Annotated in this window: 14 protein-coding genes; 3 read left to right on the top strand and 11 right to left on the bottom strand. The window is 40.0% G+C overall.

What is annotated here, in order from left to right; translation table 11 throughout:
- Positions 1–13: 13 nt before the first annotated feature.
- The 10 genes from raiA to IPH92_00660 all read right to left on the bottom strand — a co-directional run bounded on the left by raiA (position 14) and on the right by IPH92_00660 (position 10,136).
- On the bottom strand, positions 14–379 hold the full coding sequence (gene raiA, locus IPH92_00705; GenBank protein ID QQR65087.1) for a ribosome-associated translation inhibitor RaiA: 366 nt from the start codon (positions 377–379) through the stop codon (positions 14–16).
- A gap of 24 nt (positions 380–403) precedes the next feature.
- Positions 404–625, bottom strand: a complete 222-nt coding sequence (locus IPH92_00700; protein ID QQR65086.1) for a DUF167 domain-containing protein — start codon at positions 623–625, stop codon at positions 404–406.
- A gap of 1,325 nt (positions 626–1,950) precedes the next feature.
- Entirely contained in the window at positions 1,951–4,260 is a 2,310-nt protein-coding gene (locus IPH92_00695; GenBank protein QQR65085.1) for a DUF2075 domain-containing protein, read from the bottom strand.
- 1 nt (position 4,261) lies between these two features.
- Positions 4,262–4,609: a nucleotide pyrophosphohydrolase gene (locus IPH92_00690; GenBank protein QQR65084.1), complete on the bottom strand. Its 348-nt coding sequence runs from the start codon at positions 4,607–4,609 to the stop codon at positions 4,262–4,264.
- A gap of 71 nt (positions 4,610–4,680) precedes the next feature.
- Positions 4,681–5,547 carry a signal peptide peptidase SppA gene (gene sppA / locus IPH92_00685; GenBank protein ID QQR65083.1) on the bottom strand — a complete coding sequence of 289 codons (867 nt, stop codon included), beginning with the start codon at positions 5,545–5,547 and terminating at the stop codon, positions 4,681–4,683.
- A 137-nt stretch (positions 5,548–5,684) separates the two neighbouring features.
- Positions 5,685–6,530: a hypothetical protein gene (locus tag IPH92_00680; protein ID QQR65082.1), complete on the bottom strand. Its 846-nt coding sequence runs from the start codon at positions 6,528–6,530 to the stop codon at positions 5,685–5,687.
- Between the two features lie 649 nt (positions 6,531–7,179).
- Positions 7,180–7,869, bottom strand: a complete 690-nt coding sequence (locus IPH92_00675) for an NYN domain-containing protein (protein QQR65081.1) — start codon at positions 7,867–7,869, stop codon at positions 7,180–7,182.
- Between the two features lie 114 nt (positions 7,870–7,983).
- The gene (locus IPH92_00670; protein QQR65080.1) at positions 7,984–9,372 is read right to left on the bottom strand and encodes a DNA translocase FtsK; all 1,389 of its coding nucleotides are present in this window, start codon (positions 9,370–9,372) and stop codon (positions 7,984–7,986) included.
- A 292-nt stretch (positions 9,373–9,664) separates the two neighbouring features.
- A complete protein-coding gene (locus IPH92_00665) occupies positions 9,665–9,910 on the bottom strand; it encodes a hypothetical protein (protein ID QQR65079.1) in 246 nt (81 codons plus the stop codon).
- A complete protein-coding gene (locus IPH92_00660) occupies positions 9,900–10,136 on the bottom strand; it encodes an AbrB/MazE/SpoVT family DNA-binding domain-containing protein (protein QQR65078.1) in 237 nt (78 codons plus the stop codon). Before IPH92_00660 ends, IPH92_00665 begins: the two co-directional genes overlap by 11 nt.
- A 204-nt stretch (positions 10,137–10,340) precedes the next feature.
- Between IPH92_00660 and IPH92_00655 the strand changes: the two genes are divergently transcribed.
- The 3 genes from IPH92_00655 to IPH92_00645 all read left to right on the top strand — a co-directional run bounded on the left by IPH92_00655 (position 10,341) and on the right by IPH92_00645 (position 11,947).
- Positions 10,341–10,718 carry a VOC family protein gene (locus IPH92_00655; GenBank protein QQR65077.1) on the top strand — a complete coding sequence of 126 codons (378 nt, stop codon included), beginning with the start codon at positions 10,341–10,343 and terminating at the stop codon, positions 10,716–10,718.
- 231 nt (positions 10,719–10,949) lie between these two features.
- Positions 10,950–11,543 (top strand): hypothetical protein, encoded by a 594-nt coding sequence (locus IPH92_00650; protein ID QQR65076.1) that lies wholly within the window; start codon positions 10,950–10,952, stop codon positions 11,541–11,543.
- 200 nt (positions 11,544–11,743) lie between these two features.
- Entirely contained in the window at positions 11,744–11,947 is a 204-nt protein-coding gene (locus IPH92_00645; protein QQR65075.1) for a hypothetical protein, read from the top strand.
- Between the two features lie 24 nt (positions 11,948–11,971).
- Here the strand turns inward: IPH92_00645 and IPH92_00640 are convergent, their stop codons facing one another.
- Positions 11,972–12,865, bottom strand: a complete 894-nt coding sequence (locus IPH92_00640; GenBank protein ID QQR65074.1) for a Fic family protein — start codon at positions 12,863–12,865, stop codon at positions 11,972–11,974.
- Between the last annotated feature and the right edge of the window lie 265 nt (positions 12,866–13,130).

Raw genomic sequence — 13,130 nt, 5'->3', positions numbered from 1 at the left:
ACATCACTATTCCCTATTTTCCGGAACGAATCATATCCTTAAGCATCTGCCCTCCTTTGCGCACGAGACTGTGGCGACGACCGTTCGCACGCTGCAACTCAGCTTTCAAATCGTTCCGTGCGCTGTCGATAGCTTGTTCCATTTCTTCTTCAGTTGCTTCGGTTCGAAACAACTTTCCATTTACCGTAAGATTGACTTCTGCACGATAAATTTTCCCTGATTGATGTTCGGCGACTTTCTCGAGTTCAACTTCACAGAGTACTTCATTTCTATCATCGAGTAATTTGCCGAGTGGCATAAACTTCTGATCAAGCAATGTTTCTAACTTGGGCGTGACAGTGTAGTTAGTTGCTTTTACATTGATGTGAGGAAACGTCATATGTTTGTTTGATTAAACTGATACCTACATCTCTACACTATACATTTTACTCCTATTTTGGTGTCCCGTCAGTAGGCGCACGTGCGTAGGAGAAACACCTAATTCCTGAGCCAAAACTTCCCGAATCCGCTTGTTGGCGAGATTTTGTGTTGCGGGCTCCTTTACGGAAATAGTAAAAGTGGTCTCGTCTTCACGTATCACCTTCTCTTTCTTTGCGTTAGGAATCGCATGAACACGTATGTACATATACTAGTGACTAAATGCATAGCGCATAATACCTGAGTATATCACCAATACCGCCCTACCCCCCTCCCACCCCATATTCCTCGCTATCCATTTGCAGACTCGCCATTTTTCTGTACAATGCTGTCTGTCCCTAATAGAGAGACAAAGTACACATTCCAGTATAGTTCAGCGGTGGAGTGAGAAGTGACACAAAGTCACTTCGCAAGAGGTTGTCGAGATTTTCGAAAGAAAATATCATACAACCTAAACAGCTCCTGTTAAGGAGGTTGACTGTCAGTCAACTGCTCCCAATACAGAAGTTTCACGCTAACAATGGCTATAATGGAATAGACTACACATTCCGGTGTAGCTCAGCGGTAGAGTGAGAAGTGACACAAAGTCACTTCGCAAGAGGTTGTCGATAATTTGAGTTTACGAAAATTATCATACAACCTGAACAGTTTCTGTAAGAAAGTTGACTGTCAGTCAACTGCTCCCCAAGAGATTGCTTCCACACTATCAATGAAGTACACAGAAAAAATACACATTCCGGTGTAGCTCAGCGGTAGAGCAGTTGACTGTAAACACGAACTCAATCGAGTTTCAAAATGCAGCTTCCTACTGAGAAGTAGGTCGAAAACAAGGTGAATTGTCTGGAAACCCTAGCAAGTAATGTTGTGGGCAATCAGCAGCCAAGCTTTGATGTGAAAACATCATTGAAGGTTCAGAGACTATCCCTAACGGGAGTAGCCCCAGAAATGGGTCGAAGCGCCTTGCATCCTATTCAGTTTTGAAAGGATGATGATATAGTCCACCCCCACTAGAAATAGTAGGACACGTGTAATCAATTGGCCGCAGGTTCGAATCCTGCCACCGGAGCAAATTAAAATAACCCCTCATGGGGTTATTTTAATTTGCGGAGGTGGAGAAATGTGCCTGCGCACATTTCGTCAGGATTCGAACGACGGAGCATGTTGCTTTGCAACAGTGAGTCGGTGCCCAGACAATTTTCGTTAGAAAATTAGTCGATGGAGAAATTCCTGCCACTGGAGCTTGTTAGCAAAAATCCCCTCTTTGGGGATTTTTGCTAACAAGCTCCAGTGGAGAAAGCAATACAAAATTGCTTTCGTCAGGATTCGAAAAGGTCGTCGACAATTTCGACCAGAGGAAGAAATTGTCATACGACCTAAACGGTCCATGTAATGGAAGAATCCTCCTGCCACCGGACCACCATTAAAATCAGAATCATAAGTTATTACCAATAAAAAATTGTGGCTGACCTTATTTTTCTGAAATTAAAACGTACTTATCCCCATTTCACTACACCACCGCTTCTCTTCCATTTTTTACTCAGGATTAGGCAAAATTTCTTGAACAATACCCTGCACCACGTCTCCTTCCTCAGGAGTTATTGGTTGGTGAGTGCTGTTTGTACTTTTTGGAAGCAGAATTCGACGACCATCTTTTTTATCATAGTATTTTATAGTCACATATTCACCACCAAGTAGCGCGACTACTCTGTCACCAGTTTCTGCCTTCTCTGCAAAACGACACAATACGAGGTCGTTGTCATTTATACCAGCCTTATTCATTGAATCACCAGAGGCACGGACAATGAAATATTTTGAGCCGGGTCTGATTTTTCTTTTTTCAACCTGTATCACGTCTTCAATATTTGATTCACCGAAAAGTGGCTCACCACAAGGCGCAGATCCAACGAGTGGAACTAGAACCATTTCCTCTACATATGGAGAAATAATACTTTCTGATACTGGCTTTTTAGTAAGTGTTGAAAGGTTCATTCTGTCTTTAAAGTATTTTTCAGTTTCTTTGTCTACAAAATATACATAGCACCCTTTCATTCCGCGTGTCATAAGGGTTCGATAAGTATTTTTAATTATCGACATAGCCTTTTCGGCTGTAACTTCTGGTCTTTCTTTTAATTCTTTTTTATATCCCTTCAATGAGGCGTCAGTTTTTGCACGTTCATGAGGATTAGTGATTACTTTACCGTTTCTTATAACAAAATCTCTACCCACAATAACTCCAACATAATCAACTTCTAGGCCTTGGCATGTGTGGATACAACCAATTTCATTTACAGACTTTGGCGATATAATCCATACGTTTCCATCACTCGCAAGGTTCCACTGCATACCAAAATCATGCTCTGGAATAAGAATGTCATTTAAACGCTTGTCTTTTTTACTGACCCAATCCCAACAATATCCTGCTACGAGTCGAGCCTTATTATTTATCTTATTTTTTTCAAAAATTAAATCTCTCAGCTCGTTAGGCGAGTCTATAACCCTAAAATCGTACTCTATACCATCCAGTGTGGTATTGGCAGTATCTTTAATACCGAGAATATTATCGAGCCACGATAAGTAGCCATCGGAACCATTGCACCGAAATTGCGATTCGAGCTTAAGGTTACAAACTTTAGCATGGATTTTATCAGCCCATTTTTCAATTTCTTCTTTTTTACCTATATCATGCCACGTCACTTTTTGATCCTCATCAATAAAAAATATTGAGCATTTTGCAGAATCAATAATTTCTTTTATTTGGTTTTCGCCTAAATTCTTAAACATCCCAGACTTTTTATTAAGTCTATGAGCTTCGTCTACAATTAGAGCATCAAAAATATTTTCCTTTTCTCCAACAAAGGAACCGGATCCTGTAAAAAAATTTGATATTTCTGATTTCTTAAATGTGCCCGTAAGTTTTGCTTCAAACACTCCCCGTGGCGCAGCATTCTTTGTTACATACTGTGTATTCAGTCCAAGTTTAGTAATTGCAACTAAAAGATTTATGGCTACAACTGATTTACCTGTACCTGGGCCACCTTCGATAATTAATACATTTTTATTTTGTTTTGATGATTTTTTCGTAAGAGATAGAGCAGTTTCGTATACAACTTTTTGTTCATCTATCAAAACAAATTCTTGATTACCTTTTAGCATTGAGGTAAGACTGTCAGCAAGATTTTTTGATGGGCGAATTTCTCCATTATCTATTCTATAAAGTGTATTTTTCTTTTCACCATGCTTTACAAATTTAGCGATAAAATCTTGAAGTTTTTCTTTGTCACCTTTACAAAATGCTGGGGCTTTATCCAAATACTCTTGATAAAATGGGCTTAAAATAACATCACTATCAATATGATTATGTAGGTATGCGCAAGGCTCTAGGCTAATTTTTTCTTCGTATACTGTTGCATTGAATCCATAAAGAAGAGCTGAGTATGACCAGGCTTGATATGAAGGATGCGGTTCTTCGCTCGGACCACTTTTGAAACGAGTCAAGACGACACCATCTTTGTCTGTCTTTTCTATATCAGTCCACTGTTTAAGTTCTATGATAATTATTTTTTCTTTTCCTTCATCATCTTCACCTGTAATAATAAAATCGATGCGATTTTTTGCTCGAGGTATTGAATATTCGATAGCTATGCCGGAATCATCTGGGATCTTATCTGTCTGCATTACTTTATACATTGCATCGCCAAGGGAATTTTTCCATGAGTTGTACTCGCTACTTCCAACTTGAATATCAATATTAAGTTTTTCCTTTACTCGAGACCTAACAATATCTTCAATTCCATTTGAAGCATCTTTTAAAAACCCCAGTTTCGTTGATTGATAAACAATCATATTAGAGTTCGGTATACTTGTCGGCCTTTCCTTTAGCTTTTTCTACTGGATACTTTACTTCATTTTTATACATTTTCTTTTCCAAAGCACCAATGAGGTCAATTTTGTAGTAATGTGCAAGCATAATGACCCAGTAAAAGACATCACTGAGTTCGTCTGCAATTTCTTCTTCTTTTCCGTTCTTTATCTCATTATCTTTCGTCCACTGAAAAAGCTCTAAAACCTCTGAGGCCTCTAACTGTAGAGAAATGGCAAGATTCTTTGGGTCGTGAAATTGCTTCCAATCTCGGTCGTCACGAAATTGAATTATTCTTTCTGTTAAATTCTCAAGTCTGTCTGAATTAGTCATAATATAACACTATCATCTCAACTCACTTTACTCAATTATTCTTGAAAATATGTCATTTTTAAAAGAAAGTCTTACTGACATAACACCACATCCTCCACATTCATCCCCAATTGCTCTGCAAACCACGCGCGAGCATCTTCCTTCCCTCCTATTTGATCGATGAGTTTGGCTTCTAATGCTAGTGGTGCGGGGAGGGTGGAGCCGTCGGCTAGTTTTGCTACGTCTTCTACAGGGAGATTACGATTCTGTGCCACTTCTTTTACAAAGGTGTCGTGGTAAATCTTTAAGTCGCGCTCAAAGAGTGCGCGCTCTTCTGCGGTGAGCGCCCTGTCTGGCGTGCCTGAATCCTTGAATTTGCCAGAGGAGAGTGAAACGTACTCGAGCCCCTGCTCAGCATTTTGCTTTGAGTAGTCGAGATATGACATGGTGATGCCAATGGAGCCCACGTCGGAAAATGGATTGGCGATGATGGTGTCGGCGCCGGTGGCTACGTAGTAGCCACCGGAAGCTGCATAGTCGAGAATAAAGGCCGCGACAGGAAGTGTACTTCCCTTCAACTCATCAGCAATCATCTTCGATGCTGATGGTGAGCCTCCTCCTGAGTCGATGAGCATGAGGATTCCCTGAATGTTGGGGTCATAATTTTCGGCAGTATTGAGGAGCGAAAGTGTGTCGGTCATACTTGTAGAGAGTGATGGAGGGTCACCCTCTTCCTCGCCTCCAAGTTCATATGGAAACGTAGTGATTTCTCCATCAATCGGAATCACCGCAATATTGCATTGACCATCACTTATATACCATCCTGCGTTGTATCCGCTCCATTCATCATGCCAATCTCCCCACAATAGAAGAGAAACATAAAAAATAGTAGGAATCAAAATTGCTACCAGGACTACTGCTCCAACAAATTTAACGACCTGTATGATTTGAGTTTTCATATAGTAGTAGCGTAGCATCTATTCAACTAAACACACAATTCCTCTATCTCCCCTATTCTCACTACAGCTTCATACCAGCCTTTTGGTACAGAGTCGATGCCGTAGAAGATGCCGGCGAGGTCTGACCTTTGTAACTGCTATTTAATTTTCTTAATATTTTTTGCAAGGAGCACTTTTGCGTTTTTCTTTGTGATTACTTTCTTTCCTGTTTTTGCCTCAATGTCTTTGCGCGCATTACCTGCAATACTTCCGCCTTCACGAGCAACAATCTTATTTTCGTCCAGCGTTTTTGGCTCACGTTTTTCTGAGATTTCTGTTGTTGCCGTCTCTGCGAGCATGTTGAGCACCAATTCAAGGTTGGTCATGTTGTCACGCAGATTTTCTTTTTTTAGTCCTTTTAAATTTTTGTATTCTTTGGTCGTCATGCCAGTCCATGCCTTGGTAATTTCGTTTGTGAGGATGGCAAACTCTAGACCTTCTTTTGCACCTCGCTTTTCCCATTCATCAGTGAGCGTCTTTCGGATTTCGATACTCTTCAGTCGTTGGTTAATCCAGTCTTTGCTGTATCCCTTTTGCAAATATGTCTTAAGAGAGCGTTGAATGGCCAATTCTGGGTCGGCAGTCTCTTCGAGGCGCTCGTAGCCCACACGCGCAAGCCAAAGCTTGAATGGCTCAGCGTTTGGGGATGGAATGGATTGGATGAGGCGGAGTAACACCTCTGTATCAGCGACATCAGTAAGATAAAACTTGCCGTCACTAGCCTGCATTTTCAGTTGTCCGATTTTTTCGGACACCTCACTTCCCTCTTTCTTAAGTTTAGTTTTCAAATCATTCCAGTATTTTCGTGGTCTGTCAGTTTGTGCTAATACTTGGATAATATCCATAATAGCAAAATACCAAAGTTCTTTTTCGTCGTCCCAATGACGTCGAATGTGACTGCCTTCAAAAATTGCAATTGCTTTATTTTTTGATTCTTTTTTCATAAATACATAAATATTTAAAACTCTTTTGAACGTATGTCGCTTGTGTAACTATTATCTCATACTGCTACACCCCTTCACTCGCAGCGGCCATTACCATGATGTATATGGTGAATACGAGAAATGCAAAGAGCATTTTGTTGAATGAAATTACAATCCCTTGTTTTATCTTTACCCAAAGAGACACGTCACGTTCACCTTCGGAGACGACGTGCCATAGCGCAAGGCCGTAAAACACGACGAATGCATATGTGGAAATCCATATATCTGTGAAAAGATTTTCTGATTCAAAATATAGCTCTGGCCAAAACCATGCTCAAAAAAGAAAATTGCACCAATGGTGACGAGCACAATTCGCCACAGTCCCCATATGAGATAGTTACAAATTTTGAGAAGGGATTTCGTAATTCATTATAATTATGCGACAATCAGTGAAATTCGGTGTATATTTAGATAGTGCCTGTGGGCGAAAGCCCCGTTCAGCCATCAGATTCTGTAAGCTGAAGCCAGGCATACCAAAGAACCCCTCTCAATGAGGGATTTTTTGTTATACGAGAGTACTTTTCATAAGTGTTGATAACTATTGTTATTTGCTATAAATACTGTATAATCTAAAACGTAGAAGCAATTCTACTAATTTTGCGGTCCCGCTTTAATTGGCGGGATTTTCGCTTTTATAGTTGCGCTTGCCTGTATAAAACTTTCCGAAGTCAATATATTTATCTTTAACTTCGTGTAATTCGGTCGAAACATGACCACGAACACCAACAACACCAATCGCCTTACCCTTAATTTTTAGACGCTCTAATGGGGCATACATATCAGAGTCACCAGAAAAAAGGAGAACTGTTGTAAATTTTTCGGTATCATCAAGTAAATCCATCGTCATTTCAACATCGAAATTACATTTTGGTTCTTCAATAACCAATCCTGATTCCTTTAATTGCTCTACAACTGTGACAATACTCGCTGAAATGGTTTCATCAAAGGTTGCTAATGTATTGCGTTGAAAGAATAGCCCTTCATGTATGTGTCTCTGTATAAACTTCATTGGTTTACTGCGAACAATAGCGCCTGTTTTGCGCAACCGAGAATGAAAAGCTTTAGAATTAAGTTCATCGCGTGGATTCTCGCCATAGTATAGTTTTACTTCTTTTATATTTGGGTATGAAAGAAGTTGTGTCATTAAGTCCTCAAAACGAAATTTCCAACCTAGTCTATCCTGCCAATGGAGCATATTAGTAAAGTCAAAATATACATAAATTGACTGCTGGGCTTCAATCCACTCCAAATAGTCTGGTCTAACCAAAAATTTATTGAGAATATTTTGGGGAATTTCCATACTCAAATATTTTATCACATACCATGTTCATTTTTTCAGAATATCACTGAGTGTTCTGCTGTCGACATCAGAACCTTTTCCTTCAAGAAATGTGATGCGAGGAGTTAAAATATTTTATTCTGGAAGAATTACTTCACGGGGTTTGCTCCCATCAGCAGGACCGATGATACCCCGCTTTTCGAGCATGTCTATGAGGTGTGCTGAGCGACCGTATCCGATTCGTAATTTTCGTTGCAAGAATGAAGTTGAGATTTTCCCTTCCTCAATCGCGCATGCTTTTGCCTCTTCGTAGAGGTCGTCTTCATCTTCGTCATCTTCTTTAAATACATTAATTGCTGGAGTCTGAATAGACTCACTCTCTTCAGAGACTGCATCAGTTGCATCCAGTTTGCAAATTTTTTGTACATTCTTGGTTATCTGCTCATCACTTATGAAGTATCCTTGCAGTCGTGTGGGCCATGGGGAGCCATCGCTGAGCATGAGCATATCACCACTGCCAAGCAATGTTTCTGCACCACTTTGATCGAGTATGGTGCGAGAATCTGTATATGAGGTGACCTGCAAAGCAATTCTGCTCGATATATTTACCTTCATAAGACCAGTAATCACCTTCACCGAAGGGCGTTGTGTTGAAATAATGAGGTGAATGCCTACTATCCTGCACTTTTGGAGCAAACGCAAAATACATGCTTCAAATTCCTTTGGGTATGCAGCCATTAAATCGGCAAGTTCATCAATCACGACGACAATGTATGGCATTGTTTCAATATCTTGCTTTGCGTACTTTTTGTTTCCTACTACTTTTTCGTGGTAATACGAAATATTTTGTACTTTGAACTCCATCAAAATATCTATACGTCGTTCCATTTCCTTAACACACCACTTCAAAGCAATCATTACCTTTTTTACATCGGTTATAGTTGGTGTGAGTAGGTGCGGTAGACCGATATACAGAGGTAACTCAACACGTTTTATATCGACCAGTATCAGTCGCAGTCTGTCAGGAGTATGTTTTGTGATGAGTGAGTTAATAATGGAATGCAATAACGTGCTCTTCCCTGAGCCTGTTGCTCCTCCGATGAGAAGGTGTGGCATTCTCCGCACGTCGATGTACATACTCTCATTAAATTCTGTTTTGCCGAGTGGTATCACAAGGTCGTCATTTTCTGTAAACTCTGGTTCCTGTACTACAGCGTTCCAGTCCAATGATAGCGGTTCTTGTTTTTTTACAATGGTGATACCTACAAACGGTTCATCCTTTAGAGGAGCTTCTATTTCGAGTGTGCTGATACCAAGCGCATAGCGTAAATCATCTTCAAATGCCTTTATTGCGCGCATGCGCACAGGCTCACGTGTTTTAATTTTAAAGTGATAGAAGCGAAGTCCTTCGGTAACATCTATAATCTCTATAGGTACCTCAAATGATAAAAAAGTATCGCTAATAGTTTGTGATAGTTTCTTCAGCACTTCCCTGCTCTCACAGGTGTGTATCATATTTTTCATACCATAAGTATACACCTGTTGCTAACGCGAACGGGCTTCCCTTGTCTATATGTGTACAGAGACACGGCCTGCGCGCAGCGCGGGCGGGTTTTGTACTTATACAAATATTTGTCGCTAATCCCTATACATCCCTGGTTAACCCATTGCCGAAGTTGCCGTGCTTTGCTGTTTCTCTGAATTGTGGGATGCGGAGATTGAGTGTCTCTATGATTGCGCGGGGCTGTAGTAGTCCACGGGGTTCTATAGCCAAAAGGGTAGACTAGTATTTTGTAACTAATCTGTCTTTTTTAGGCTACTTAGGATGATTAATTATTGAGACAATTATGTAGTGGGGTTCGACTATGTGAAAGTAGAAACGGTAATTTTTATCAATCCTTCCCTGCCAAAGATTTTCAAAACCTTGATACTTTTTTACCTTAAGCGAGTGGTGTCTGAAATCCTCAATGAGATATGAAAACTGCTTATCGGTCTTCTTCTGAAGTTGTTTTGGCAGTGACGTATACTGCTTTATTGCTCCATCGGTAAGCCTAATCAACATAGTTTTTAAGCTTCTTATGAAACTCAGCCGTGCTACCGAACTCAATAAACTTTCCCCGCTTGATATCTTCAAGACCCTGCGTAATAGCGTGTGCGAGTTCACTATCAATCGTTGATGTCTGCGGTTCAAGGATTATTTTTCCGTTTGTGTGCTCCACAGTGAGTATCTGTCCCTCTTTGAGCGAAAGGGCATCACGGAGTTTTTTAGGGAAGCGTGAGTAGTCCACGCTGTTGGAGTTTGATTGTATTCATAAATTCAGTATATATGAATTTCAGCTTTTGTACAATCAGGCTTTTTCATCACTGACTGCTAACCCAGACACAACACTACCCTTCCTAATTAAGGATACAAATGAATTTCGCTAGAATTTTAGGATGAACTTTTATTGAACTTTGATATAATTAATTTCTAACAATAACACTTAATATCTATGAAAAAAGCATCTGTTTGGTTTGAGATTTATGTTGATGATATAGAAAGAGCAACAAAATTCTATGAAAATGTACTTGATACAAAATTAGAATTATTAGGTGATCCAAGTCATCAAGGTTTAAAAATGATGAGTTTTCCTGGTGATATGGAGTCATATGGTGCGGGTGGCGCCTTAGTGCAAATGGAGGGTGTGCAAGCGGGTGGCAACAGTACCATTGTATATTTTGGTTCTGAAGACTCTGCAATAGAAGAATCAAGAGTAGTTAGAGCGGGAGGACGTATCATGAGGCCTAAGATGAGTATTGGGGAGTATGGTTTTATTTCTCTTTGCTTTGATACAGAAGGAAATATCTTTGGTATACATTCAATGAAATAAACGCTGTTGGATCGCAATTTCACATCAAAAATATGAAATATGGCGTGAATATATGCTAAAAAGTAATAGAAATTCACGGTGTTTCATAGGTGGTGCCGTTGTGTAAAAAATTGACTTTATTAAAATTCCATTATAGTGTTTTTACACCTTGCCGAAACAAGGCGTTCTTATCTCGTATATTTGCGCTACAAACTATTTTAGGTACCATAACCATTTGAGAGGAAATGCAAAATGGCAACCGTTTCTCCCGCTCATTCAAGTAGTCTCGTCACCACTATACAGTGGATTCGGAGAATCAAAGGTCAGGAATACAGACCGTCTGCAGGTGGTGCTCCGAGCTTCTTTCCACCCACAGACCTTATCCACTACCTATCGCGTTTAGCAACAATCATCGAAGCTGATGGCAGTTTAAGTGGCAGAAACCCTCATGCAGAAAGGTTCGCTATCTGCCTTGCACACAATGGCAGGCTAAGTGACGCGTTCCACCTCTTTCAAGCGATTGTTCTGGACAATTCTCAAATCCTCTTCCTCAATAAAAAACCCACCCGCCAATGTTCGGAAGCAGTGGCAGACAAGCCTGGAAAGTTGGGCTATGAAGGTTTGTATCGATTTGGCTTATTAGCGCTTAAGATGAGAAAGAAGCGGTTAGCAAAACGACTCTTTCTCGAGATAGTCGACAAGACGCCAACCGAATGCTTTCCCATCCGCCTGCAAGACATCCGGATCGAAAGTCTCGAACTCCTGAGTAAACTTGGTGTGAAGAAACTAGCATCTAGACGTTTGGTAATTGACGAGCATAAAGCTGCAAAATCTCATCAGTACTGACTAACCAACCACCCTACCGAAGCCGTCTGGCTTTAGTTGGGCGGTTTCTTTTTATACTCAATAGGTACTTACATCCAAAAATGTACAGTCTTTCCTCGGGATTGTTGAGTGAGAAAAATTTTTCCGTGAGTTCTCTATACAGTAGTCAATACGAGTGATAGAATCTGCTTTGATTTCTTGTTATTTAAAGGAGAATCCTGATGTTAGAATTACTGTTTCTGTATCTTGTTGGTTTTATCGTTGGTCTTGTGTTGGGTATATTTTCTCCCATACTCGTACCTGCATGGATGATTGTTCTTTTTGGGGGACTTGGGATTGCTATCGTTTCCGAGGCTGTGGGACATTGGGTTCGATTGAAGTATCTCTATTCACGAATGTTGGTGTGTACCGCTGAGTACTCATAGACGAATGAGAGTATATTGAATTTTCTAACTTGGATTATAAACAAATCCTTCCGCAATTTTCCAAACACCTTTCTCTCTGAAGGCAGGAATGTTTTGTCGGCGCGCAGCATTAGAGATTGCAGATGCTGATGCATGACTAGTTTTTGCATAATCAGAAAGAGTCACAATTTTATCACCCTTAAGATACGTGATTCTTTTATGGAGTGATTCCGTGAGAGCAAGAGCGAGTATCTTTTCCATTTTCTTCGCTGTCTTTTTGTCTCGATATTCAGTAAAGGTGCTGTAATACTCTTTCTTTTCTTTATCACGAATAATAATACCTGGAAACCCAAGTCTTTGTAATTGATAGTTTATAAGGACACGACCAATACGACCATTACCATCACAGAACGGATGAATCGTCTCAAACTCGAGGTGAAATTTTGCAATTTTATCCAAAAAAAAGTTTGAGAGATTACCTGTATATTCGGAAAGTAATGAGTCAATCATTCTTTCAACATGTTCTGGTGCGGGAGCGACATGTGTACCAACCCGAACGTATTCACCTGTCTTTCGAAAACGGCCTGCAATCTCATCGTTGATACCACTAATAAGCATCTGATGGAGAAAAAGAATTACTTCTTTATTTATTTCGAGCTCTTGCGATTTGTTCCTAATGTACGCAACTACTCGAGCGAGATTCTTTGCTTCAAAAACTTCTCGAACAGATACCTCTCGAGCCACAGCCATTTCCAAAAGAATCTTCTCTGTCTCTTTGAGTGTGAGTGTCGAGTTTTCGATAGCATTAGAGTTGTAGACTGCCTCAGCCACTTCAGCCTCATCTACTAGTACCAAGAGTGATTCTTTGCCTTTTTTGAGAGTCTCAAAGGCAATCTTGAGATTTTGGAGTCTCGTTATGATTGGTTTGGTGATAGCCATAATGTTTAGTTAATTAACCTTTAATATTATAGTGTTTTCACACCTTATTGTCAAAGTTTAGTGAATAGGTAGTTAAAATAGACACTTATTCACTAATATTTACTATGAGAGACGAGTAGCATAGTGATATACATACATCAGAAAATCCATAGGCAGTTTCTAAATGATAATATTTTAGAAACAGTATGCAAAGGAAAGAGTGTCTCTATACAGTAGTCAATACGAGTGATAGAATCTGCTTTGCTTTCGTGTTATTTAAAGGAGA

The organism is Candidatus Kaiserbacteria bacterium (genome assembly GCA_016699245.1).
In the GTDB taxonomy this organism is placed as follows: Bacteria; Patescibacteriota; Minisyncoccia; order Phycocordibacterales; family UBA918; genus Damh-18.
Note: the sequence above shows the minus strand (reverse complement) of the source record. Positions and strands in the feature narration are given on the sequence as shown.

Bases quoted from the DNA above. Each gene is read 5' to 3' on its own strand.
- raiA (QQR65087.1), bottom strand. From the start codon at position 379: ATGACGTTTCCTCACATCAATGTAAAAGCAACTAACTACACTGTCACG.
- IPH92_00700 (QQR65086.1), bottom strand. From the start codon at position 625: ATGTACATACGTGTTCATGCGATTCCTAACGCAAAGAAAGAGAAGGTG.
- IPH92_00695 (QQR65085.1), bottom strand. From the start codon at position 4,260: ATGATTGTTTATCAATCAACGAAACTGGGGTTTTTAAAAGATGCTTCA.
- IPH92_00690 (QQR65084.1), bottom strand. From the start codon at position 4,609: ATGACTAATTCAGACAGACTTGAGAATTTAACAGAAAGAATAATTCAA.
- sppA (QQR65083.1), bottom strand. From the start codon at position 5,547: ATGAAAACTCAAATCATACAGGTCGTTAAATTTGTTGGAGCAGTAGTC.
- IPH92_00680 (QQR65082.1), bottom strand. From the start codon at position 6,530: ATGAAAAAAGAATCAAAAAATAAAGCAATTGCAATTTTTGAAGGCAGT.
- IPH92_00675 (QQR65081.1), bottom strand. From the start codon at position 7,869: ATGGAAATTCCCCAAAATATTCTCAATAAATTTTTGGTTAGACCAGAC.
- IPH92_00670 (QQR65080.1), bottom strand. From the start codon at position 9,372: ATGAAAAATATGATACACACCTGTGAGAGCAGGGAAGTGCTGAAGAAA.
- IPH92_00665 (QQR65079.1), bottom strand. From the start codon at position 9,910: ATGTTGATTAGGCTTACCGATGGAGCAATAAAGCAGTATACGTCACTG.
- IPH92_00655 (QQR65077.1), top strand. From the start codon at position 10,341: ATGAAAAAAGCATCTGTTTGGTTTGAGATTTATGTTGATGATATAGAA.
- IPH92_00650 (QQR65076.1), top strand. From the start codon at position 10,950: ATGGCAACCGTTTCTCCCGCTCATTCAAGTAGTCTCGTCACCACTATA.
- IPH92_00645 (QQR65075.1), top strand. From the start codon at position 11,744: ATGTTAGAATTACTGTTTCTGTATCTTGTTGGTTTTATCGTTGGTCTT.
- IPH92_00640 (QQR65074.1), bottom strand. From the start codon at position 12,865: ATGGCTATCACCAAACCAATCATAACGAGACTCCAAAATCTCAAGATT.